The organism is Martinezella dioscoreae (assembly GCF_009176305.1).
Taxonomy (GTDB): domain Bacteria; phylum Pseudomonadota; class Alphaproteobacteria; order Rhizobiales; family Rhizobiaceae; genus Rhizobium; species Rhizobium dioscoreae.
Genome location: NZ_BLAJ01000003.1, coordinates 645,848 through 669,653, shown reverse-complemented (window position 1 = coordinate 669,653; position 23,806 = coordinate 645,848). Strand labels below are relative to the sequence as shown.

General features: G+C 60.2%; 19 protein-coding genes and 1 tRNA gene. 15 read left to right on the top strand and 5 right to left on the bottom strand.

Features of this window, described 5'->3' with window-relative positions; genetic code table 11:
- The first annotated feature begins 79 nt into the window (after window positions 1–79).
- The 4 genes from GDN47_RS15110 (at window position 80) to GDN47_RS15095 (ending at window position 4,173) form a co-directional block, all read left to right on the top strand.
- Window positions 80–1,168 (top strand): polyamine ABC transporter substrate-binding protein, encoded by a 1,089-nt coding sequence (locus GDN47_RS15110; RefSeq protein ID WP_233788612.1) that lies wholly within the window; start codon window positions 80–82, stop codon window positions 1,166–1,168.
- Window positions 1,169–1,297: 129 nt separating this feature from the next.
- Window positions 1,298–2,440: an ABC transporter ATP-binding protein gene (locus GDN47_RS15105; RefSeq protein ID WP_113353788.1), complete on the top strand. Its 1,143-nt coding sequence runs from the start codon at window positions 1,298–1,300 to the stop codon at window positions 2,438–2,440.
- Between the two features lie 2 nt (window positions 2,441–2,442).
- Window positions 2,443–3,354, top strand: a complete 912-nt coding sequence (locus tag GDN47_RS15100) for an ABC transporter permease subunit (protein WP_113330092.1) — start codon at window positions 2,443–2,445, stop codon at window positions 3,352–3,354.
- Between the two features lie 3 nt (window positions 3,355–3,357).
- Complete coding sequence (locus tag GDN47_RS15095; RefSeq protein WP_113330093.1) at window positions 3,358–4,173, top strand: ABC transporter permease subunit; 816 nt, start codon at window positions 3,358–3,360, stop codon at window positions 4,171–4,173.
- A 28-nt stretch (window positions 4,174–4,201) separates the two neighbouring features.
- On the opposite strand, the gene GDN47_RS15090 is transcribed toward GDN47_RS15095, so the two are convergent.
- Window positions 4,202–6,097, bottom strand: a complete 1,896-nt coding sequence (locus tag GDN47_RS15090; protein WP_145633270.1) for an AsmA family protein — start codon at window positions 6,095–6,097, stop codon at window positions 4,202–4,204.
- 166 nt (window positions 6,098–6,263) lie between these two features.
- Between GDN47_RS15090 and GDN47_RS15085 the strand changes: the two genes are divergently transcribed.
- Window positions 6,264–8,216, top strand: a complete 1,953-nt coding sequence (locus tag GDN47_RS15085) for an acetoacetate--CoA ligase (protein ID WP_113353791.1) — start codon at window positions 6,264–6,266, stop codon at window positions 8,214–8,216.
- A 354-nt stretch (window positions 8,217–8,570) separates the two neighbouring features.
- Window positions 8,571–10,487 carry a DEAD/DEAH box helicase gene (locus GDN47_RS15080; protein WP_145633916.1) on the top strand — a complete coding sequence of 639 codons (1,917 nt, stop codon included), beginning with the start codon at window positions 8,571–8,573 and terminating at the stop codon, window positions 10,485–10,487.
- 88 nt (window positions 10,488–10,575) lie between these two features.
- Here GDN47_RS15080 and GDN47_RS15075 read toward each other — a convergent pair whose 3' ends face one another.
- Window positions 10,576–11,598, bottom strand: a complete 1,023-nt coding sequence (locus GDN47_RS15075) for a class I SAM-dependent methyltransferase (RefSeq protein ID WP_145633266.1) — start codon at window positions 11,596–11,598, stop codon at window positions 10,576–10,578.
- A gap of 358 nt (window positions 11,599–11,956) precedes the next feature.
- Between GDN47_RS15075 and GDN47_RS15070 the strand changes: the two genes are divergently transcribed.
- From GDN47_RS15070 to GDN47_RS15060, 3 genes are all read left to right on the top strand, one after another.
- The gene (locus GDN47_RS15070; protein WP_145633264.1) at window positions 11,957–12,769 is read left to right on the top strand and encodes a chromate resistance protein ChrB domain-containing protein; all 813 of its coding nucleotides are present in this window, start codon (window positions 11,957–11,959) and stop codon (window positions 12,767–12,769) included.
- 6 nt (window positions 12,770–12,775) lie between these two features.
- Window positions 12,776–14,179 (top strand): chromate efflux transporter, encoded by a 1,404-nt coding sequence (gene chrA, locus GDN47_RS15065; protein ID WP_152093693.1) that lies wholly within the window; start codon window positions 12,776–12,778, stop codon window positions 14,177–14,179.
- A 127-nt stretch (window positions 14,180–14,306) separates the two neighbouring features.
- A complete protein-coding gene (locus GDN47_RS15060) occupies window positions 14,307–14,708 on the top strand; it encodes a GFA family protein (RefSeq protein ID WP_145633260.1) in 402 nt (133 codons plus the stop codon).
- A gap of 18 nt (window positions 14,709–14,726) precedes the next feature.
- On the opposite strand, the gene GDN47_RS15055 is transcribed toward GDN47_RS15060, so the two are convergent.
- Window positions 14,727–18,404: an ATP-binding protein gene (locus GDN47_RS15055; RefSeq protein WP_145633258.1), complete on the bottom strand. Its 3,678-nt coding sequence runs from the start codon at window positions 18,402–18,404 to the stop codon at window positions 14,727–14,729.
- Window positions 18,405–18,626: 222 nt separating this feature from the next.
- Here GDN47_RS15055 and GDN47_RS15050 point away from each other — a divergent pair, with 222 nt between their 5' ends.
- Together GDN47_RS15050 and GDN47_RS15045 are read left to right on the top strand one after the other, a co-directional pair.
- The gene (locus GDN47_RS15050) at window positions 18,627–19,073 is read left to right on the top strand and encodes a phasin (RefSeq protein WP_069612335.1); all 447 of its coding nucleotides are present in this window, start codon (window positions 18,627–18,629) and stop codon (window positions 19,071–19,073) included.
- Window positions 19,074–19,293: 220 nt separating this feature from the next.
- Window positions 19,294–19,370: transfer RNA gene (locus GDN47_RS15045), tRNA-His, on the top strand.
- A gap of 52 nt (window positions 19,371–19,422) precedes the next feature.
- Here GDN47_RS15045 and GDN47_RS32020 read toward each other — a convergent pair.
- Window positions 19,423–19,569, bottom strand: coding sequence for a hypothetical protein (locus GDN47_RS32020; protein WP_167078186.1), 147 nt, complete (start codon window positions 19,567–19,569; stop codon window positions 19,423–19,425).
- Window positions 19,570–19,759: 190 nt separating this feature from the next.
- On the opposite strand from GDN47_RS32020, the gene GDN47_RS15040 reads away from it, so the two are divergent.
- Window positions 19,760–19,966, top strand: coding sequence for a hypothetical protein (locus GDN47_RS15040; RefSeq protein ID WP_145322533.1), 207 nt, complete (start codon window positions 19,760–19,762; stop codon window positions 19,964–19,966).
- Window positions 19,967–20,006: 40 nt separating this feature from the next.
- Here the strand turns inward: GDN47_RS15040 and GDN47_RS15035 are convergent, their stop codons facing one another.
- Window positions 20,007–20,888 carry a LysR family transcriptional regulator gene (locus GDN47_RS15035; protein WP_113330102.1) on the bottom strand — a complete coding sequence of 294 codons (882 nt, stop codon included), beginning with the start codon at window positions 20,886–20,888 and terminating at the stop codon, window positions 20,007–20,009.
- A gap of 126 nt (window positions 20,889–21,014) precedes the next feature.
- Here GDN47_RS15035 and GDN47_RS15030 point away from each other — a divergent pair, with 126 nt between their 5' ends.
- The 3 genes from GDN47_RS15030 to rirA all read left to right on the top strand — a co-directional run bounded on the left by GDN47_RS15030 (window position 21,015) and on the right by rirA (window position 23,648).
- A complete protein-coding gene (locus GDN47_RS15030) occupies window positions 21,015–22,511 on the top strand; it encodes a CoA-acylating methylmalonate-semialdehyde dehydrogenase (RefSeq protein ID WP_152093692.1) in 1,497 nt (498 codons plus the stop codon).
- A gap of 144 nt (window positions 22,512–22,655) precedes the next feature.
- Complete coding sequence (locus GDN47_RS15025) at window positions 22,656–23,003, top strand: VOC family protein (protein ID WP_106996675.1); 348 nt, start codon at window positions 22,656–22,658, stop codon at window positions 23,001–23,003.
- A 156-nt stretch (window positions 23,004–23,159) separates the two neighbouring features.
- The gene (rirA, locus tag GDN47_RS15020) at window positions 23,160–23,648 is read left to right on the top strand and encodes an iron-responsive transcriptional regulator RirA (protein WP_113330105.1); all 489 of its coding nucleotides are present in this window, start codon (window positions 23,160–23,162) and stop codon (window positions 23,646–23,648) included.
- Window positions 23,649–23,806: the final 158 nt, after the last annotated feature.

Here is a 23,806-nt window from a genome sequence, read left to right as displayed (position 1 = left end):
TTTCTAGTCTAGCGGGAAAAACAGAGGGTTGGGTATCGCCTGGATGCCCTTGAACAAAACAGGAGAGACTATGAAGTCCATGTTCGCACGGCTTGCAGCAACGGCGTTTGCTGTCGTTTCGCTGGCAACGGTCGCTCAGGCAGAAGACAAGGTCGTCAATATCTACAACTGGTCGGATTATATCGACAATTCGATCCTGGAGGATTTCACTAAGGAAACCGGCATCAAGGTCGTCTACGATACCTTCGACCAGAACGAGACGCTGGAAACCAAGCTGCTGGCCGGCAAGACCGGCTACGACATCGTCGTCCCGACCGCCTATTTCCTGCAGCGCCAGATCAAGGCCGGCGTCTTCCAGAAGCTCGACAAGTCCAAGCTGCCAAATATCTCCAACATGTGGGATACGGTGCAGCAGCGCATCGCCACCTATGATCCTGGTAACCAATACGCCATCGACTATATGTGGGGCACGAGCGGTGTCGGCTACAACGTCGACAAGGTGAAGCAGATCCTCGGCACCGACGACGCTCCCGATATCAACGTGATCTTCGATCCGAAGCTCGCCGCCAAGTTCAAGGATTGCGGCATTTACGTGCTGGATTCGCCGACCGACGTCATCCCGGCCGCGCTGCGCTATCTGGGCCTCGACCCGAATTCGACAAAGCAGGAGGACTTCAAGAAGGCCGAGGATCTCCTGACCGCGATCCGTCCCTTCGTGCGCAAGTTCCACTCCTCCGAATACATTAACGCGCTTGCCAATGGCGATATCTGCCTGGCGTTTGGTTATTCCGGCGACGTGCTGCAGGCCCGCAACCGTGCCGCCGAAGCGAAGAACGGCGTCAACATCGCCTATTCGATCCCCACCAAGGGCGCGCAGATGTGGTTCGACGTCATGGCGATCCCCGCCGATGCGCCGCATGTCGAAGAGGCGCATATCTTCCTCAACTACATCATGAAGCCTGAGGTCATCGCCAAGGCCAGCAACTTCACCGCCTATGCCAACGGCAACAAGGCGTCGCAGCAGTTCGTGAGCAAGGATGTACTCGATGATCCGGCCGTTTATCCCACGGATGCGGTTCGCGAGAAACTGTACACGCTGACCCCTTGGGACTCTAAAACGCAGCGCTTGGCGACGCGCTTGTGGACAAAGGTCACGACAGGCCAATAAATCGAAGCGGCCCGGACGGCAACGTCCGGGCCTTTCCTTATGAGGATAAAGTCAGGAATCACGAGCGTGCCGGGATGGGGAAGAGCCGGCGCGACGCGCGCTACAATGGCGTTCAATTGGGGATAGATAATGAAGTCACTCGGTAATATCCGGCGTTCTTTTGCTCCTTGGATCGATCCTTCGGCCAAGCCTTACATTTCCTTCAAGAACGTGACCAAGAAGTTCGGAGATTTCACCGCCGTCGATAACCTCTCCCTGAATATCTACAATCGTGAATTCTTTGCCCTTCTCGGCGCATCCGGCTGCGGCAAATCTACGCTTTTGCGCATGCTCGCGGGCTTCGAACAGCCGACGACGGGCGAGATCGTGCTCGATGGTCAGGATCTCGCCGGTACGCCGCCCTATCGCCGCCCAGTCAACATGATGTTCCAGTCCTACGCGCTGTTTCCGCATATGTCGGTGGAAAAGAACATAGCCTTTGGCTTGCGCCAGGATGGCATGCCGAAAGCTGAGATCGACGATCGAGTCGGGCAGATGCTGAAGCTTGTCAAGCTGGAGCAATTCGCCAAGCGCAAGCCCAATCAGCTGTCCGGCGGCCAGCGCCAGCGCGTGGCCTTGGCCCGCTCGCTTGCAAAGCGCCCGAAAGTGCTGCTGCTTGACGAACCCCTTGGCGCGCTCGACAAGAAGCTGCGCGAAGAGACGCAGTTCGAACTCATGGATCTGCAGCAGAGCCTGGGGCTGACCTTCGTCGTCGTCACCCACGACCAGGAAGAAGCAATGACCATGGCCGACCGCATCGCGGTCATGAGCCACGGCAAGGTGGTGCAGGTGGCAACGCCGGCCGAGATCTACGAGGCGCCCAATTGCCGCTTCGTTGCAGACTTCATCGGCGATGTGAACATCCTCGACGGCAACGTCACCTCGGCACAATCCGGCATCGTCGAGATAGCGGTCGAATCGGGCTTCACGGTGCGCACGGCTTCCGGAGACACGCCCTCGGCGGGAAGCCGAGCCAGCCTCGCCATCCGTCCGGAGAAGCTCAGAGTGACGCCGCGCCCGCCGGCCAATGCCTCGGTCAATGCGGCCGAAGGCGAGATATGGGATATCGCCTATCTCGGCGACATGACCGTCTTCCACGTCAAGCTGAAGAGCGGGCAGGTGGTCAAGGCCTCGTCGCTGAACGCTGTCCGCGCCGTGGAAGAGCCATTCGCCTACGACCAGAACGTCTGGGTCTCCTTCGACGAAAATGCCGGCGTCTTGCTGAAGGATTGATCATGAAAGCGCTCGGTTCCCTAATCTATCAGCGCCTCGTGATCATCGTTCCCTATGCTTGGTTGCTGATCTTCTTTCTCGCGCCCTTCCTCATCGTCTTCCGCATCTCGCTGTCGACGAAGGCCTTGTCGGTGCCGCCCTACGACCCGTCCTTCGCCTGGAGCGACAGTTTCAGCGACTGGTGGGACAAGCTGCAGACCATGTCGTTCGACAATTACACATGGCTTGCCGGCGACCCGCTCTATATGAACGCCTATATCGAGAGCCTGCAGATCGCCGGCATCTCTACGTTATTGACGCTGATCATCGCCTATCCGATCGCTTATGGCATGGCGCAGGCGCCGCGCACGATCCGGCCGACCTTGCTGATGCTGGTCATCCTGCCCTTCTGGACGAGCTTTCTGATCCGCGTCTATTCCTGGATGTCGATCCTGAGCACGACGGGCCTGTTGAACCAGTTGCTGATGGCGCTCGGCATCATCCATGAGCCGCTCGTCATCCTGAACACCAATACCGCCGTCTATATCGGCATGGTCTATTCCTACCTGCCGTTTATGGTGCTGCCGCTCTATTCCGCGCTGGAAAAGATGGACGGCACGCTGATAGAGGCCGCGCAGGATCTCGGCTGCACGCCGATCGGCGCCTTCTGGCGCGTCACCTTTCCGCTCTCGGTTCCTGGTGTTATCGCCGGCTGCATGCTGGTCTTCATCCCAGCTGTCGGTGAGTTCGTCATCCCCGACCTGCTCGGCGGCTCGCAAACCCTGATGATCGGCAAGGTGCTCTGGACGGAATTCTACAGCAATACAGACTGGCCGCTCGCCTCGGCGGTGGCGACCATCCTGCTTCTGGTGCTGGTGGTGCCCATCGTCTTCTTCCAGCATTTCCAGGCGAAAGCCGATGAGAAGGGGAGATAACTTATGATCCGCTGGTCCCGCTTCAACATCGTCTCGGTCACCCTCGGTCTGGCCTTCCTCTACCTGCCGATCCTGCTGCTGGTCATCTATTCATTCAACAGCTCGCGCCTCGTCACCGTCTGGGGCGGCTTCTCGACGCAATGGTACGTGCACCTCTTCAGCAATGATACGATGCTGAGCGCCGCCTGGCTTACAGTGCGCATCGCGTTGCTCTCGGCGACGATTGCGACGGTGCTCGGCACGCTCGCGGCCATTACCCTTGTGCGCTATACGCGCTTCCGCGGCCGCATTCTGTTTTCGGGCATGATCTATGCGCCGCTGGTCATGCCAGATGTCATCACCGGCTTGTCGCTGTTGCTGCTCTTCGTCACGTCAGGCGTCGATCGCGGCTTCTGGACGATCGTCATGGCGCATACGACGCTCACCATGTGCTTCGTCGCCGTTGTCGTGCAGTCGCGCCTGCTGACCTTCGATCGCTCGATCGAGGAAGCGGCGATGGATCTCGGTGCGCCGCCGGTGCGCACCTTCTTCGAGGTGACGCTGCCGATCATCGCACCGGCGGTCTTCTCCGGCTGGGTGCTGGCACTCACCCTGTCGCTCGACGATCTGGTCATTGCCACTTTCGCTTCGGGTGCCGGCGCCAAGACCCTGCCGATGCTGATCTATAGTCAGGTGAAGCTTGGCGTGACGCCGGAAATCAACGCCATCTGCACCATCCTGATCGGCGTGGTCGCCGTGGGCGTTATCTGCGCCTCCATCGCGACGAAGCGCCGGGAGGTCCAACGGCAGAGGGACGAGCAGGCGGCTGCAGCAGCTTGAAGTGCTGCGGCTGAACGGCGTGAAAGAACTACGGCTGTTGCATGGGCTTCTGCAGAAGCGTTGCGACCGGCGAAATCACCGGATTCGGCCAGCTGCCGCCGATGAAGAAGGGCAGCATCGGCAGTTCGTCCGCGTCGGAGGGCGAGGTCGCCTCGAGCGCGCCGGAGAGTGCCAGCCCGTTGGTGCGGAACGGAACGACGCCGTTGAAGCTGATCGTTTCGTTGCGGCCCGCAATGGCTGCGTTCTGCACCTCGGCGGACCCCTTCGCAAAACTGGCATCCACGCTGATGCTATCGAAGTCGAAAGAAGAATCGGCGATATCGCTCATCCGGAAGAAAGCCTTCTCGGCGGCGAGCGTTCGGAAGGTCGAGATATCGAATTGGCGAAACGATCCTGCCGACGAGGTGAAGTGCAGCGTGCCGGCGACGTCGCTGAGTGTGGCAACCCAGATCGGCTTCGAGGTGCTGAGCGAAAGATCCAGTGAAGCCGATGAGGGCATCGGCAACGGGCCTACCAGCTTCAGGCGCGTGAAGAGGCCACCAAAATCGGCGTTGCGGATCGATATCTGCAATTTGCCGCCGCCATCGAAATCGCCTGGTGCGACCTCCAGATGCGCGGTCAGCGAACCGCTCTCGAAGCTGCTGTCGCCTATGTCGAATTTCGCCTTGCCGCCTGCCACCAGCAGGCTGGCGCCGATATTCTCGAACTGGAAGGGGCCGAGAGCTGCCTTGCTCGACGACAGCCGCATATCGAGATCGAGCCGCTGCAGCGGATTGCCGTTCAACAGCGCATCAATCGCGGTTTCCGCGGCCAGACGCATGGAGAAGGCGGCCAGGAACGGATTGAGGTTCATCTGGTCGAAGGCAAGCGTACCGGAAATCTTCGGCTTGCCCGATTTCGTATAGTTCAGATCCATGATGCCGGAAGCGGCGGAATCGTTGACTTTGAAGCTGAGGTTGTTGAAGCGCAGGCCATTATCGATTGCTGCGATATTGGCGCTGAGCGAAATATTCTTAAGGGCGTCGGCTGCCGGCAGGTGCTGCCCGCTCCAGGCGATGAAGGAGGGCACGTTGGGCACACTCAGATCCAGATTGCCCGAAAGTGCCGAAAAATCCGATATGCTGGTAATGCCTGTATAGGTCCAGCTGATCAGCGGCGAAACGAAGCTGGTCGTGGTGTTCACATTCTTGCCGGCGAAGAAGAGCAGGGGCTGCGTCGAGTCGAAGTTCAGCTTGATGTCCTGACCGTTGAAGCGGGCAAGAATGACAGCGCTCAGCGACTGGGAAAGCCGCGGCCAGGCGATGTCGGCATTGACGGCGTTCAGCTTGTAGATGCTGCCGCTGCGCTCGTCGGTCATTTCGACGCTTCCGTCCTCGATAGTCAGCATGCCGATGGCGGCATCCTGTTCCTTGCTCATCCGCATGCCCTGGCCGGAGGAGGTTTCGGCCTGTTCGATCGCCTTGGAAAGGCGGCCTTCGTTCGTCCAGTCGATCAGGCCGTTCTCGTCGCGGCGGATATAGAGGATCGGGCGCAGGAAATGGAATTCGTGAAAATGCGCATGCCCGCGGATCGCCGACCATAGCGAGAAATCCGCGGAGAGGCTGTCGACATGGCCGAGGACCTTGCCGTTTCGCGACGGCTCACGGATGGTGACCTGATTGAGCGTCACGCGCGGGGTCGGCCAGAATTCGAGCGTCGGGTCGCCTTCGATCTGGGCTCGATATCCCGTCCAGTCCGATAATGCCTTCTCGATGCCGGAGCGCACCAGACCGCTTGAAATCAGGAAAGGCGCGGTCGCTCTGAAGACAGCGAACACGATGAGGATCGTGAGAAGAATGATGCCGGTCGTGCGAGCAACAGCAGGCAGCCAGCGCGAGGCCGAACGCATCGTCAACCGCCACTTGTTGTTTTTCGAAGCACTCATGATCCCGAGGAGACTCTTGAACTGATAGGGATAATCTGCCTGAGTTTGCCGGATATAGGAAATGTTTGTCGGATGCAAACGTCACGCACTGGCAATGCCCACAACACCATGTTTTATAATGCGCTGCAACATCGCTATATATAGAGCGAAACGCGGGGAGAGAAATATGCAGGATCAGCAGCCGCTCTGGACACCATCGGAAACGTTTCGCCGCCAGAGTCCGATGTTCGCTTTCATGCAGGAATGCAACCGCCGTTTCGACCTCCCGCTGTCCGACTTTGCCAGCCTCCACGCCTGGTCCATCGCCGACCGTGAGAACTTCTGGTCGGCGGTCTGGGATTTCTGCGGTGTGAAGGGCAAGCGCGGTGAACGGGCGTTAATCCATGGCGATGTCATGCTGGATGCCCGCTTCTTTCCCGATGCCGAGCTGAATTTCGCGGAAAACCTGCTCTCGCGAAGCGGCGAGGGCGATGCGCTTGTGTTCTGGGGCGAGGACAAGGTGCGCGATCGCTGGTCGTGGGATCGGCTGGCCGCCATGGTCTCCCGCCTGCAGCAGGCCTATCGCGCCGAGGGTATCGGCAAGGGCGACCGCATCGCTGCAATGATGCCGAACATGCCCGAAACCATCGCCTGCATGCTGGCGGCCGCGTCGATCGGTGCGATCTGGTCCTCCTGTTCGCCGGATTTCGGCGAGCAGGGCGTCATGGATCGTTTCGGCCAGATCGAGCCGAAGCTCTTCATCGCGTGCAGCGGCTATTGGTACAGCGGCAAGCTGCAGGACGTCACAGCAAAGGTCAGCGCCATCGCCCAGCGCCTGAAAGCGCCTACCATAATCGTGCCCTATGCCGGCAATGCCGAAGCCGTCGTGGCAGCGACACCGGGCGCGAGGACCCTTGGTGATCTAGTCGCGCCCTTCGAGGCGAAGCCGGTCGAGTTTGTGCCCGTGTCCTTCTCCCACCCGCTATTCATCCTGTTTTCTTCAGGCACCACAGGCGTTCCGAAATGCATCGTGCACTCCACCGGAGGCGCGCTGCTGCAGCTCCTCAAGGAGCATCGCCTCCATTGCGGCGTCGTGCCCGGCGAAAAGGTCTTCTATTTCACCACCTGCGGCTGGATGATGTGGAACTGGCTGGCGACCGGCCTTGCCGCCGGCGCGACGCTCTGCCTTTACGATGGTTCCCCCTTCGCCCCCGATGGCAACATTTTGTTCGACTATGCGCAAGAAGAGAAATTCGCGCTGTTCGGCACCTCGGCCAAATATATCGACGCAGTCCATAAGAGCGGCCTGACGCCGAAGACCTCGCATGATCTTTCGAGCCTGCGGCTGATGACCTCCACCGGCTCGCCGCTGTCGCCCGAGGGCTTCACCTTCGTCTATGAGGGCATCAAGGACGATATCCAGCTGGCCTCCATTTCCGGCGGCACGGATATCGTCTCCTGTTTCGTGCTCGGCAATCCGCTGCAAGCGGTCTGGCGCGGTGAGATCCAGGGGCCGGGCCTCGGACTTGCCGTCGATGTCTGGAACGACGAAGGCAAGCCGGTGCGCGGCGAGAAGGGCGAGCTTGTCTGCACCAAAGCCTTCCCCTCCATGCCGGTCATGTTCTGGAATGATCCGGAGCGCGCCAAATATCGGGCTGCCTATTTCGAGCGCTTCGACAATATCTGGTGCCACGGGGATTTCGCAGAGTGGACAGAGCATGGCGGCCTCATCATTCACGGCCGCTCCGACGCCACGCTCAATCCCGGCGGCGTGCGCATCGGCACGGCCGAGATCTACAACCAGGTCGAGCAGATTCCCGAGGTTCTGGAGGCGCTCTGTATCGGTCAGGATTGGGATGATGATGTCCGCGTCGTGCTCTTCGTTCGCCTTGCCGCCGGCGTCTCCCTGACCGAAGATCTCGTCAAGGCGATGAAGACCCGCATCCGCACCGGCGCCTCACCGCGCCATGTGCCGGCCAAGATCATCGCCGTTGCCGATATCCCCCGCACGAAATCCGGCAAGATCGTCGAGCTTGCGGTGCGCGAGGTGGTGCATGGCCGTCCGGTCAAGAACAAGGAGGCGCTCGCCAATCCGGAAGCGCTGGATCTCTTTGCCGGGCTGGAAGAACTCAAAAGTTAAGGTGAGCCTTAAAATTGAGGGGCAAACGATGACCATCGTTTGCTAACCTCGCGTTAAGAAAGCTTGGTCAAAAGTAAAGGCTAACTTGAGGCCGTTCGCATGAGCTGGAGCGGATTGGAGCCACTCTCGGCTCCCGAGACATGAAGTTCCCCGACTCGAGCTTGCTTTCGACAGCATAAACTTCAAAGGCAGCGCGGTTCGCTGCCTTTTTTTCGTTTCCTCGTCACGAATCCGTGTCTGCTCTGTACATTGACGCATTGAGCAAGTATGTGCACGCCTGAAGAAGAGGTTCGCGACGTGCGAACCACGATGATCGCCACCTGATGGTGTGCGAAGAATTCCGAAAGACAGATGATGACTGAATTCGAAGGCATCGCTCCTGCGATCGCCCAGGCTTTGGCGAAGCGCGGGTATGAAACGCTGACGCCGGTGCAAAAGGCCATGCTCGATCCCGGCCTCGCTGGCAAAGATGCGCTTGTCTCGGCTCAGACCGGCTCGGGCAAGACGGTTGCCTTCGGCTTGGCGCTGGCGCCCGGCCTCCTTGACGGCGCGGAACGGTTTGGCCGCGCAGGTGCTCCGCTGGCGCTGGCGATTGCACCGACCCGCGAACTGGCGCTGCAGGTGCAGCGCGAGCTGGAATGGCTCTATGGGCTGACGGGTGCGACCATTGCGTCCTGCGTCGGCGGCATGGACATGCGCACGGAGCGACGCACGCTCGAGCGCGGCGCTCATATCGTCGTCGGCACACCCGGCCGTCTCTGCGATCACATCCGCCGCAACTCGCTCGATATCTCCGAACTCAAGGCCGTTGTGCTCGACGAGGCGGACGAGATGCTTGATCTCGGTTTCCGCGAGGATCTGGAATTCATCCTGGAAGCAGCACCCTCCGAGCGCCGCACCCTGATGTTTTCCGCCACGGTGCCGCGCTCGATCGCCAAGCTTGCCGAAAACTACCAGCGCGACGCTGTCCGCATCGCCACGGCTTCCGAAGCCAAGCAGCATGTCGATATCGACTATCGCGCGCTGACCGTGGTTCCGAGCGACAGGGAAAACGCCATCATCAACGTGCTGCGCTACTATGAGGCGCGCAATGCCATCGTCTTCTGTTCGACGCGCGCCGCCGTCAATCATCTGACGGCCCGCTTCAACAATCGCGGCTTTTCGGTTGTCGCTCTCTCGGGCGAGCTCAGCCAGAACGAGCGCACGCACGCCCTTCAGGCCATGCGCGACGGCCGCGCCCGCGTCTGTATCGCAACCGACGTCGCGGCCCGCGGCATCGATCTGCCGGGCCTGGAACTGGTCATCCATGCCGATCTGCCGACCAATCCGGAAACGCTGCTGCATCGCAGCGGCCGCACTGGCCGCGCCGGCAACAAGGGCGTCAGCGCCATGATCGTGCCGCTGAGCGCCCGTCGCCGCACGGAGCGCCTGCTGGAAGCCGCCCGTATCCGCGCCACCTGGGCAAAGCCGCCGTCAGCCGACGAGGTGAGCCAGCGGGATGATGAGCGTCTTCTCGCCGATCCGGTCTTTACAGCGCCGCTTGCCGAAGACGAGCAGTCGATCGTTCAACAGCTGCTGGAGCGCCATGGCGCCGAGCAGGTGGCAGCTGCATTCCTGCGGCAATATCGCGCCGGCCATTCTGCGCCCGAGGAGCTGCAGGACGTGCCGGCCGAAGGCGAGCGCAGAAAGCCACGTCGGGATGACTTTCCGGTCACGCCACGCGATGAGGGCTCGTCTGCGGGACGCAACGACTTCACCGATGGCCTCTGGGTATCGCTCTCTGTCGGACGCAAGCAGAATGCCGAACCGCGCTGGCTGATCCCCATGCTTTGCCGCAATGGCAATCTGACCAAGCGCGACATCGGCGCCATCAAGATGCAGCCCGAGGAGACCTTCGTCGAGCTCTCGCAGGAGAGTTTCGAGCGCTTCCTCGCGGCCATCGGCCCCGACAAGACCCTCGAGCGCGGCATCCGTGTCAAGCCGCTTGCCGGCGTGCCGGATTTCCAGGCCAAGCGGGAAGGCGGCTTCGCAAAGAAGAAGCCTTTTGCCGACAAGGGCGCCCGCTCGAACGACACGCCCAAGCCGAAATGGAAGTCCGACCGCAAGCCGGAACGGGCGCATGCGGGCGAGGGCGGCATTTCCGAGCGTTCCGACAAGAAGCCCTGGGCGAAAAAGCCCGGCAAACCGGGCTTCGCCAAGAACGACGGCCCGCCAGCAGGCAAGCCGAATTCGAGGGCCAAGCGCAAGGCCGCGCGGGCGCAGGACAATTAACTTCTATCAGCGAGTTCAAGGGGGCGGCGGCCCCCTCGGCGCTATCTCCGCATCTGCCGGCAAGAGGAGACCGGTACTCCCGGCATTGCTACTCGAAGAAGATCAGGCTTGCCGGCGACGGTGGTAGTGGCTTTATCCTCACATTATGAAAACCGGCACGCCTAGCCATCTCAGCCAGGTCCTTCTGCGGGTAGGCCTCGCCTTTTGGCGTACTGGCCAGCATCTCCCATGAGAAAGCGGCGGGGAAGGGCGGGGATACGAGATCATCGTTCGGCACGAATTCCACCGCAACCACCTTACCCTCGGTGCTCAGGCTGGCTCGGCTCTTCCGCAGCAATCCTGCACAGGTTTCCAGGTCGAAGTGATGCAGGAAGTTCGGCAGCAGGATAAGATCATAATCCGTGCCCCAGTCGACTTCGAATGCACTGCCCGGAATGACCTTGTAGCGCTCGGCGACGCCAAATTGCTGCGCATTATGTTTGGCCAATTCCAGAACGGAGCCCCAATCGACCGCAACGATCTCGGCCGAAGGAAAAGCCTTCGCCATCTCGATCCCGAAAAGTCCGTGCCCTGCGGCAATATCAAGTATTTTCCTTGGCTGCATGGGCAAATTGGACATTTCGGCAGCGAGGCTGATGGCGCTGCCGCCTGTGAACGAGCCCATGCCGCGAGCAAATTTCACCCAAACCGGATTGTCCGGAGACATATTTGCCAATCCAATGGATCCGCCGTTGCGGACATAGGAAGCCGGATTGTCTAGGATCTGCTTGAGGATTTCCGGTGCGGCCAGGAATTCGATGGCCGCGCCCATATAGGCTGGCGAATGCCGGTCGAGGAAGACCCGGCTGGATGGTGTCAGAGCGTATTGATTGCCTGTTTTCGTGAGAAAGCCGTTCACAACAAGATAGTCGCACAGAATGCGCACGCCTCTTTCGGCTGCATTTGCTGCGGCCGCCAAGGATGCCGCATTGCTGCCGTCACCGATTAGAGTAAAAAGATCGAGTTCTATGGCGGCTACGATGGCGGCCGTCTTTCGGCACGCAAACATCGCATCGACCACTAGATTAGGTGAAACTTCGCCTACGTCTGCTTCTACTGCCGTCGTTGACATTGGATCCCCCCTTATGTGCCCAATGACCGACCGGAATAGTCGGTCGCAACGATGAATTATCTCACAAAAGGCGACGGACTTTAAGTTTGTCGTCGATAATACTTCAGAGGTACATCAGATATTCTTGATCGGCAGCGCGGTCTTTCATCGTTGCCGCAGAACTTCGCGACACCACGACGTCATAGGTAATCTGTAAGTGGCTGCAGAAGCCGAAAAATGCCTGCCGGTGCAGCACGCGGTTATTCGGCTTGACATTTGGAACGCGTCAGGCAGAAAATTAATTATGGGGTTGCGATCACCCCACGAGGCTACGGCTGAAGAATCGCGTCCTTAAAACCGAGCCAACGGAGGACGCGCCATGCCGTCATTTCTGGAAATCACACCCGACAAGCTTAATCGTATTATCGGCACGCCCGGTTTGCCGACGATTATCGATGTCCGCAATGACGAGGATTTCGCCGCCGATCCCCGTCTTATTCCCGGCTCCATCCGCCGCGACTATCGAAGGGTAGCGGACTGGGCGAACGAACTGGCGGGACCTGCCATCATACTCTGCCAGAAAGGACAGAAACTCGCTCACGGAGTTGCTGCCCATCTGCGTGTCGTCGGAAAGGAGGCGGAGGTCCTTGAAGGTGGGTTCGAAGCGTGGCGCAGCGCGAAGTACATGTTGGTCGCCGAGGAAAAGCTGCCTCTCCGCGATGCCAAGGGGCGAACCGTATGGGTAACGAGGGCACGGCCGAAGATCGATCGCATCGCCTGCCCATGGCTGATCCGGCGCTTTATCGATCCGTCAGCGATCTTCCTGTTCGTTCCGGCAACCGAAGTTGCGCCTGTTGCCGATCGCTTCAAGGCAACACCATTCGATATCGAAGACGTCTTCTGGAGCCATCGTGGCGAGTTATGCACCTTCGATGTCATGATCGAGGAATTCGGTCTCGGCACTGAACCTCTCCTTCATCTTGCAACCATCGTTCGGGGAGCCGATACCGCCCGGCCCGAGCTCGCGCCTGAAGTGCCGGGGTTGCTTGCGGCCTCGCTTGGCCTTTCGCGAATGTTCAACGACGACCTGCAACAGCTGGAAGCCGGCATGACGCTCTATGATGCCTTCTATCGTTGGTGTCGTGACGCGACAGAAGAGACGCACAACTGGCCAAATCCAAGGAAGATATAACCGACTATGACCGATCTCGTAAAAAATACAGCCGAGCGATCAAGCGCGGCTGATCGGGACATCGTCCCCCTTCATGAGGCCGTCAAGGTCTGGACCCGCGTTGCCGCCTTGAGCTTCGGCGGGCCGGCGGGGCAGATCGCCGTCATGCACCGCATCGTCGTCGATGAGAAGAAATGGGTGGGAGAGCACAGGTTCCTTCATGCCCTGAACTACTGCATGTTGCTGCCAGGCCCCGAAGCGCATCAGCTCGCTATCTATATCGGCTGGCTGCTGAACAGGACGCTGGGTGGCATGATCGCCGGCATTCTATTCGTCCTGCCGGGCTTCATTGCAATCCTTGCGCTCAGTTATGTCTACGTCCTGTTCGGGAGCCTGACCTTTATCGAAGGGATGTTCTTCGGGCTCAAATGCGCCGTGCTGGCGGTCGTCGTCCAGGCGGTCTTTCGCATCGGGAGTCGAGCCCTCAAAAGCAGGGCTATGGTCGCTTTGGCCGCCGCTGCCTTTGTGGCGATCTTCTTCCTGCATGTTCCATTCCCCGTCATCATCGTTGGAGCCGGACTTATCGGCTACCTGGCCTCCCAGGCAGGGGTCGCGGCCTTTAGGATGGGCGGCGGACACAAGTCGGGCTCCGGGGCAATTCTGGAAGATAAGGACTCCGTTCTTGGCGAGGAGATCCCTTTGCACGCGCGACCGAACCTCGCCTGGTCTTTGAAGACGTCAGGTGCGCTGGCGGCCGCGTGGCTCATTCCAGTCGCGGCCCTGCTGGTTACGCTCGGCCCCGATAACGTCTTTTCCAAAATCGGCATATTCTTCAGCGAGATGGCAGTTGTCACCTTTGGCGGCGCCTATGCCGTGCTGGCCTATGTCGCGCAGGAGGCCGTGCAGCAGCTGGGCTGGCTGCGGCCGGGCGAGATGCTCGATGGTTTAGGGATGGCGGAAACGACGCCTGGACCGCTGATCATGGTCACGCAGTTCGTTGGTTTCCTGGCAGGCTATCGTAATCCCGGCACCCTCAGCCCTCTTGCGGCAGCAACCTTTGCCGCGGTGCTGACAACATGGGTCACCTTCCTGCCGAGCTTCCTTTGGATTTTCGCAGGCGCGCCATTCATCGAGAAGATGCGCGGGAATGTCGCGCTGACCGGCGCCATGTCGGCAATAACGGCAGCGGTGGTGGGCGTCATCCTCAATCTCGCGATTTGGTTCGGGCTCCATGTGCTGTTCCGTGAGACCACGAGTTTCACCTATGGCTCCTGGGCGATGGATGTGCCCGTCCTGACGTCGCTTTCATTACCCTCGCTGGTGCTGACCCTGTTGGCAGCGATGGCCATTTTTCGCCTGAAGATGTCAGTAATATCGACCTTGTTGGCATCTGCCGCTTTGGGTGTTGGCTGGACTGTCCTCGTTTCCTGAAAGCCGAGCATTCGTCGCGTCGGTGGCCGGGAGTGAGAATTCGTGTTCTCCCGCGCATTTGCAGGGATCTCGTGACTAAGGCAGAATGCCGCTCCTTCGACCAGGCAGCGAATGGAGTGGTGCACCCATGCTGATCGGCTCCTGTCATTGCGGCAAGGCGGGCTGGACGCTTGAAGGCGATCCAGGCTCAATTACAGCCTGCAACTGCACGCTCTGCCGGCGTTACGGTGCGCTGTGGGCCTATGACTACGAAGAGGAGCGGGTCTCCGTCACGGGCCAGACTGCCTCCTATACCCGCGTCGGCAAGAACAAGCCCTCTCTCGAAATACTGTTCTGCCCGTCCTGCGCCTGCGTCGTGAGCTGGCGGGGCTTAAGGCTGCAAAAGGATGGCCGCCGGCGCATGGCGGTCAATGTTCGGCTGGCGCCGCCGGATCTCGTTGCCGACCTCCCGATCGATCATTTCGATGGGCTCGACACGTTTGAAGATCTTCCTTCCGACGGACGATGCGTGCGCGATCTTTGGTTTTGATGGCGAGCCGAGACTGTCTCAGTTTGCCAGCACCCGCGGCGAGGGGAAGGTGATCTCGACCAGCGTGCCCTCGTTCGGGGCGGAATTGATCGAGAAGGTCGCGCGGTTGGCATCGACCATCGCCTTGGTCAGTGGCAGGCCGAGGCCGGTGCCGTCGCCGCGCTTGCGGGAATTGGTGGACACCTGCCGGAACGGCTTCATGGCCTGCTCCAGCTCCGAGCGTGTCATGCCGACGCCGGTATCCCGGATGCGCATCACGACGCTGCCATTGCCCTCATACGCAGTCGACACGACGATCTGCCCGCCCGATGGCGTGAAGCGGATGGCATTGGAGAGAATGTTGAGCGCAATCTGCTTGATCGAGCGCAAATCGGCCACGACATTAGGCACAGCCTGAGAAAGTGCGGTGCGGATGATGACGCGCTGGCTGTTAGCCTGCGGTTGCACCAGCGACACCGCTTCGGTGATCGCTTCGTTCAGGCCGACCGATGCGAAATCCAAGTCCATCTCGCCGGCTTCAATCTTCGAGATGTCGAGAAGGTCGTTCACGATGTCCAGCACGTGGCGACCGGAGCGGCCGATATCGGTCGCATATTCGACATAGCGCGAATGGCCGATCGGCCCGAAACGCTCACCGGCCATCATGTCGGAAAAGCCGATGATGGCGTTGAGCGGCGTGCGGATTTCATGGCTGACGCGAGCCAGAAAGTCGGTCTTGTGCGCGTTGGCGGTTTCGGCGGCACGCTTGGCGTTGCGCAGCTCTTCTTCGGTGCGCTTCCATTGCGTGATGTCGCGGATGACGGCGCAGTAACCGTTCGAGGAATTCAGCCGACCCATGGTCATGAACAGCGGCACGAAACCGCCGGAAGCCTCGCGGCCGATCACTTCGCGGCCGTCGTTCAGCACGCTGGCGACGCCATGGCCCGAAAGGCCGCCGAGATAGTCGAGCACTGCCTTCTGGCTTTCATGCGCAAACAGCATGACGAAGGGTTTGCCGCGGGTCTCCTGGTCGTCATAGTTGAAGAGGGCGCTCGCCGAGCGGTTCATCGAGCGGATCTCGCCGTCCTGACCGATGATGATCACGCCATCCGTCGCCGTTTCCAGCGTCGAGCGCAGTTCCTCGATCTCGACCTGCAGCTTCGCGACCTTTTCGAGGATGCGCTCCGGGCGAGCCTCTTCAGGAATTGGTTGTGGCGGCGGTGCTGGCGGCTCGCTTCTTTCCACCGGCATCAACGCCAGCATCAAGGCTGTGCCGTCTTCCCAACGGATCGACTGCAGCCGAGCCGTCACCGGCACCAGTGCATCGTCGGCGCGCACGACCATCATCGTGCCGGGCTGCTCGGTCTTGCCTTCGAGATCGTTGCGTTGCAGCAGCGCATCAAGTCCGCCGACCTGCTCGAGCTCATCAAGGCTGTCATAGCCGGTCAGCCGCAGGAATTCCGGATTGCCGTGGATCAGGCGATCCCCGGCGTGGATGAGGATCGCGAGCGGCAGCTGGTCGATGATGTCCGGCGACAGGCCGGTGCGCATCTTCACGCGCGGCGGAATCGCGTTGTTCAGGACATCCAGCGGGTCGAAATCCTCCTCCGGCTCGGCCGATGCCGGCGATGCTTCGGCTGCGGCTCCGTCAGCCGCTTTTGCGCTCTTATCATCCGCAGCCTCGACGAATGTCACAACTGGCGTCGCGACGTTCTCTTCCGCAATTGCCGCTGCTGGCGGCTGGTCATCGGCATGGCCGTGTCCGTCCGTTGTTTCGGATGCCTCGGAGAGGATTTCGTCGGCCGCATTCGGTTGTGGAGGAGTGTCTGTACCCTCCTCATGCTCATGCTGCCCGTCGTGAGGCTGCTCCGCCGGCGGTTCCGTGCGCTTGCCGAAAGGTTCGAGCTGTCGTGCGATTTCGCGGAAGGCTGCCTGTTCGCTCAGCGAAAGGGCAGTCTGCGTCAATGTCCGACGCTCGTGCAGACGAACGACCTTGTCCGACTCGCGACGGTTCGGCGTCTCGGAAATCCGCAGTGCCGGCGGTTCGTAATGCGAGATCGGGGCGGATTCTGCGCTATCCTGAGCCGGATTTTCAATCTCTTCCGTCGCTGGGGATAGTTCAGCTTCGGTAGCGGGTGATTGCTCGTTGGATGCAGTTTCCACTTCGGGGGGCAATTCGGCGATGGGCGCGGCGTCTCCAACTGCATGGGTGCCGAGGGTCATGCCGCGCTTCATCGGATCTTCGATGGCATCCGCCAGGCGGACGACGCCAAAGCCCCGGAAGCCATCGAATTCGCGGCTGCGGGTATAGGTCGGCAAAGCGGCGAGATCGACCGGCACGGTCAGGCTCGTGCCCTCCACCGGCCAGTAGATCGTGCGGCCGGACCATGTGTCGCGCCGCGCCAATAGTTCCGCGATCTTGCCGTCCGGATCGAGATTGAAGCGGCGGGCGACATCGGCAAAGGCCGTGCCGGCAATCTGGGCGGCATGCGGTCCCACGGCATCGGCAAATTCGCGGGAAACCTCGCTGAAATGGCCGGCGGCATCGATCTTCCAGACGAAACGGGTGGCGCGCCCGTTGTGCTTGAAGCTGAAACCTTCCGCAGGGGTGTTTTCAATATCGGTGCGGGTTTCCGGATTGGTGTGAGTTTCCGGCGGAGGCGGTTCCGCTGCCGTCTTTGTCTCTGAGGCGGCCTTATCTTCGCTATCCGGCACGGTTTCCGGCTGATGCTCATTGGCGTGAACTTCGGTCTCGGCAACTGCGCCGGGCGTGCCATCCGCATCGGCGGTCGCGTCCGTTCCGGTCTCACCGGAGCTTCCGTTGGCCGGGGTCGCCTCCGCTTGTTCGTCCTCGCGATATTCCGGCGTTTCGTCCAGCTCTTCGATGCCGGCTACCGCATCGATAACATCGCCGAAAGGTGCGGCCGGAGCAGCTTTCGGCTCCTCGTCCGGCGCCGCTGCCTCCAGCTCCTTACGGACTTCCTCCGCCTGCGGCTCGACGGCGGCAAGGCTGGTCTCCTCGGCAAGGCTTCCCGTCGGGTCGAGATGGCCAAGCACTGTTTCGACAACGAAGAGCAGGTGTAGGGCCGGAATTTCGGAGAGCTTGCCGATGGCGGCAGGCAGATAGCCACGTCCGGTCGGGATGGGCCGCTTGATCAGCCGGTCCGGCTGGGCGCCGGCCATGGTCGTCAGCATCCGTGCGGTCTGCGGCGTTACGCCGAGTGTTCTGAAGCCAGCAGAGGCGGTAACGATTTCGCCGTCGCGGCCGATGACGGCAATATGGGTATCAGGATCGTCGAACCCGTCGATCATGCGCTTGGCGCATTCGGCCGAGGAAAGCGGCTTCGAAGAGACCGGAGAGGAAAACAGCACAGCCTCTTCGCCGGCCTGAATGCGGATCAGCTCGACGGCGGCATTGACGACAGCCCGCTGGAAGCCGGAAGCCATGCGGATCAGGAATGTGCGCTGATCGCCGATAGTACCAAGGCCGCGCGCCGTCGCCTCGATCTGGCGGAACGAGACGTCGCCTGGCTTCGGTCCCTGTTCGACGAAATCGTAAATGACATCATAGCCGAAAAGGTTGGCGCCGGCGCCATTGGCCCAGAGCACGCGATCCATGCCGGTCGAGAACATGACCATGGCTTCACCGCGCGCGAAACGCTCCCGAACGCGCGGATGCACGGCAATGTCAATGAACGGATATTGAATTGCGGGCATTTTCCAACCTGTTTTGCGGGCGTGATCGCCTCTCGTGATTTAACAGTTTATTAATAACGGCGCCCCGCTTTTCGGTCCAGCGAGCGGCCCATTTTTCGGCCGGAAAGGTTAACGTATTGTGCGGCGCACAAATATGTTGCACTGCACAATATTTTATATTATATACCCCTCACACAAGTTCACGACGGGCGCCTCAGGGAGGGCCCTTTTAGGAGCGTAATCATGGCTACTGTAAAGAAAGACGACGTTTTTTCAACGGCTGCATTCGATCCGTCCAAGTTCTCCGAATCCTTCCGCGATTTCGCGGAAAAGGGTGCTGCCCAGTCCAAGGAAGCCTTTGCCAAGCTGAAGGCTGCCACCGAGGAAGCCGGCAAGACGGTTGAGGCAACCGTGCAGACCGCACAGGCCGGCTCGGTCGAAATCGGCCTCAAGGCCATCGACGTTCTGCGCACCAATGCCGAAAGCTCGCTGGCTCACATGGAAGCCCTGCTTCGCGTCAAGTCCGTTGCAGAACTCTTCGAACTTCAGACCGCCTTCATCCGCAAGCAGGCCGAAGTCACCGTCGAGCAGGCCAAGTCCATTCAGGACACCACCAAGAAGGTTGCCGAAAAGCTGGCAAAGCCCGCCAAGGACGCCGCTGAAAAGGCAATGGCCTCCTTCAAGGCCTGATCATTTCCAATAAGCCTCCCAAGGCATGAATGTCCCGTTCCCAGGTGAAAACCCTGGGGCGGGACTTTTCATTTGCAGCTCAAGCCGGCTTGGCCGATATCCGGCCCAGCATCATCATTTGGATATCTGCAAAGCTTTTTTATATTGCGGGGAGATAGGACTTGAAATAATTTCAAAGTCCTCGTATGTGACCCCCGTTGACGCGGCAACGCGATCATGTGCGGTTGTAGCTCAGTTGGTTAGAGCGCAGGTTTGTGGCACCTGAGGTCAGTGGTTCGACCCCACTCAACCGTACCATTCTCTCCCGATCCATCCTTTACAAGATACCGACGCCTTTAGCCTTGTGGGATTATTTCTTGTCTTCAGGCTTCTTGGACACGTGACCTGGCGATATCGGATCGCTTGCCGGAAAAGTCTCTTCCAGCGCTTCCTCCAGATAATCGTCCTGTTCCTTGTGCTTTTTCTCGTCCAGTTTCTGCTGCTTCTTGTCGCTCATCGTCCTGGCTCCCTGATCTCTGTCTAAAATACTAGGCTTCGTCCGGCCTTTGTCCAGCGGCGAGGGACGAACGGGGAGGAGTGCCGGACCCGCCCACGCCACAAATGCGGGCCGCATGCCGAAATATCTTGGAACCGTCCGCATTGCTGGTCGTTGTGTCCATATCGGCAACGAGACGAAAGGAGCGGACATGTCTGTACCGAACGAGCCGATCCCCGAGACGCCTCCGATGCCCGAACCCGGCTGGACACCGAAGCCGCCTGTCGAGGAGCCGGATCCGGACAGGCTGCCGGATGAAGTTCCCGTTCCCAATCCGGATGAGAATGAGGAACCGCCGAAGCATGCGGAAACTCAGCCGCCGCATGCGCCGTCATGGTGGTGTAGCTTGATGCCGTGACCTCTGCCTGCGAGCAGGAAGCGCGTCTATCGGCATCATTTTACAGGAAGATCCGCCGCTCCTCGCTGACAAGCTCCTGCAGGAAGTCCGCGACGGTGCGCACACGCACCAGGTCGCGGGCACTTTCATGGTAGGTCGTCCAATAGGCACGCTTAATGGAGATATCGGGCAGGATGCGCGTCAGCTCCGGAAACTGCCTGGCGATGTAATCATGCAGGATGCCGATGCCGGCGCCGGAGCGCACCGCTTCCGTTTGGCCAATCGCTGTGGATATCTCGAAGGAGGCGTCCCAACTGCGCATGATCTCGCCGGAAAAATTGAGCGAAGCCGTAAAGATCAGGTCTTCGACATAGCCCACGCGCGGATGCAGCTTTAGTGCTTCCACGCTGTCGGGCAATCCGGCCTGTTCCAGATAGGCTTTGGAAGCATAGAGCCCGAGCGTGTAATCCGTCAGCTTCGATGAGACCAGGCGACCTTGCTCGGGACGTTCGAGCGTGATGGCGATATCGGCCTCGCGCTGCGACAGCGAGAAAGAGCGGGGAACAGGCACAAGCTGGATACGCAGCTCCGGATAACGGGCGATCAGCCGCCCGAGCCGCGGCGCGAGAAAGGAAACGCCGAAGCCATCAGGCGCGCCGATGCGCACCGTCCCGGTGATCGCGCTGTCGAGGTGGCCGACGCTCGCCTGCGCGCGCAGCATCTCCGTTTCCATGCGCTCCGCCGCGTGCAGGAAGATCTCGCCTTCGGCGGTCAGATCGCAGCCATTGGTGCGGCGCACGAGCAACCGCGTCTTCAAGCGCTCTTCCAGCGTCGTCACGCGACGGGAGAGGGTGGCGTGGTTGACGCCGAGCCGTTTCGAAGCGGCCAGGATTTGGCCCGTGCGGGCCACAGCCAGAAACATCCGGACATCATCCCAATCCATTCACACACCCTCTCTTGCACAAGAAGGACTTCAATTTCTGCACAACGGTTGCTTATAGCAGCTCATTGATTTGTGCAAATTGAAGTGCGATCCTGTCATCATCCAAGAAAACGAGGAGGCACATCCATGCGTGAGATCGGTCATTTCATCGGCGGCAAGCACGTCGCCGGCACGAGCGGACGCACGAGCAACGTCTACAATCCGGCAACCGGCGAAGTGCAGGCAACCGTCGCGCTCGCCAGCGTCGAGGAACTGCGCGCAGCCGTCGAAAATGCCAAGGCCGCTCAGCCGAAATGGGCTGCCACCAACCCGCAACGCCGCGCCCGCGTCTTCTTCAAATTCGTCGAACTTCTGAACCAGAACATGGATGAGCTGGCGACGCTTCTTTCCAAGGAGCACGGCAAGACGGTCGAGGATTCCAAGGGCGATATCGTCCGCGGCCTCGAAGTCTGCGAATTCGTCTGCGGCATTCCGCATCTGCAGAAGGGTGAGTTTACCGAAGGCGCCGGCCCGGCGATCGACATGTATTCCATCCGCCAGCCTGTCGGCGTTGGCGCCGGCATCACGCCGTTCAACTTCCCGGCCATGATCCCGATGTGGATGTTCGCCCCGGCAATCGCCTGCGGTAACGCCTTCATCCTGAAGCCGTCCGAGCGCGATCCGTCCGTGCCGCTCCGCCTGGCCGAACTGATGATCGAAGCCGGCCTGCCTGCCGGCATCCTCAACGTCGTCAACGGCGACAAGGCCGCTGTCGACGCCATCCTGACCGATCCGGATATCGCTGCCGTTTCCTTCGTCGGCTCCACGCCGATCGCCCGCTACGTCTATGGCACGGCCGCGATGAACGGCAAGCGCGCCCAGTGCTTCGGCGGCGCCAAGAACCACATGATCATCATGCCCGACGCGGATATGGACCAGGCCGTCAACGCCCTGATGGGCGCCGGCTACGGCTCTGCCGGCGAACGCTGCATGGCGGTCTCTGTCGCAGTTCCGGTCGGCGAAGAGACCGCTAACCGTCTCGTCGAGAAGCTGGTGCCGAAGATCGAATCCTTGCGCATCGGCCCCTATACCGATGACAAGGCCGACATGGGCCCGCTCGTCACCAAGGATGCCTATAACCGCGTCAATGGCCTGATTGACCGCGGCGTCGAGGAAGGTGCCAAGCTGGTCGTCGACGGTCGCGGCTTCAAGCTGCAGGGCTATGAGGACGGCTATTTCGTCGGCGGCACGCTGTTCGATCACGTCAAGCCGGACATGGATATCTACAAGACCGAGATCTTCGGACCGGTTCTCTCGGTCGTTCGCGCCAAGAACTACGAAGAAGCGCTCGATCTGCCGATGAAGCACGAATACGGCAACGGCGTCGCCATCTACACCCGCGACGGCGATGCGGCCCGCGACTTCGCCTCGCGCATCAATATCGGCATGATCGGCGTCAACGTTCCGATCCCGGTTCCGCTCGCTTACCACTCCTTCGGTGGCTGGAAGGCATCGAGCTTCGGCGATCTCAACCAGCACGGCACGGATTCGATTAAGTTCTGGACGCGCACCAAGACGATCACTGCCCGCTGGCCGTCGGGTATCAAGGACGGTGCGGAATTCGTGATGCCGACGATGAAGTAAGCATCGCAATCACCGGCTCGTATCAGCCGTCGTCCGGTATTTTCGGGCGGCGGCTTTTTTATTGCGTTTGTTTTCGATGGAGTCATCTTGTCAGGGCCGCTGTTTTCATCTAGAACAAAACAAGAACAACGGGAGGGCTGAGCGATGGCCATGACCTATCAGATCGACTATCTCGAATTTCCGTCGAAAGATGGCCTGAAGACCCGCCGCTTCTTCGAGGAAGCCTTCGACTGGAGCTTCGTCAGCTATGGGCCGACCTACCATGTCATCGAGGCGGCCGGAATAGATGCCGGCATTGACGGAGATGCGGGGGAGGCGGCCGGCACGCCTTTGCCCGTCGTGCGCACCACCGATCTGGAGGCCGCACAGCGCGCCGTCGAATTTGCCGGCGGCGTCATCACCCGTCCGGCTTTCGATTTTCCGGGCGGCCGTCGGTTTCATTTCCGCGAGCCGGGCGGCTGCGAAATGGCGGTCTGGATTTCCGTGCCATGAGCTTCGAGGCATCGCCGATTGGAGGTCGGCAGGGGCTGGAGGGCAGGCTTTCTAAATAAGCTGAATATGAATTTCATATTTTGGAATTGTTCAAAACTAAGAAAGCCACTATATACGGGGTCAGCCCCTAAGCAGCCTTGATTCCAGGAGATCGGCATGCGCTTGACCAAGCAGACCAATTACGCCGTGCGCATGCTGATGTATTGCGCCGCCAATGAAGGCCATCTCAGCCGCATCCCGGAGATCGCCAAGGCATACAGCGTGTCCGAGCTGTTCCTCTTCAAGATCCTGCAGCCGCTGACCAAGGCAGGTCTCGTTGAAACTGTGCGTGGCCGCAATGGCGGTGTGCGGCTTGCGAAGCCGGCGACCGATATCAGCCTGTTCGACGTTGTCCGCGTCACCGAGGACAGTTTCGCCATGGCGGAGTGCTTCGAGGATGGGGTGGTGGAATGCCCGCTAGTCGATAGCTGCGGCCTCAACTCGGCGTTGCGCAAGGCGCTCAATGCTTTCTTCGACGTTCTGACCGAATATTCCATCGACGACCTCGTCAAGGCCCGCCCGCAGATCAACTTCCTGCTCGGCCTCACCGACAAAGATCACAAGGCGATTGCGAAGAAGCCGGTGGTCGCGGCCCCGGCCGCCTAATCGGTTATCCGAAGTTCGGTCATGTTTTGGTCCGCAGTTACCGCCGGTAGCTGCGGATTTTCGTTTGTATTGCCTCCTATCCGGGCAATAGGCCGTTGGCGGATGGAAAGAGGAAAACGGCAAATCATTCTGAATCAACCAAAAGCACGTAATTTTTT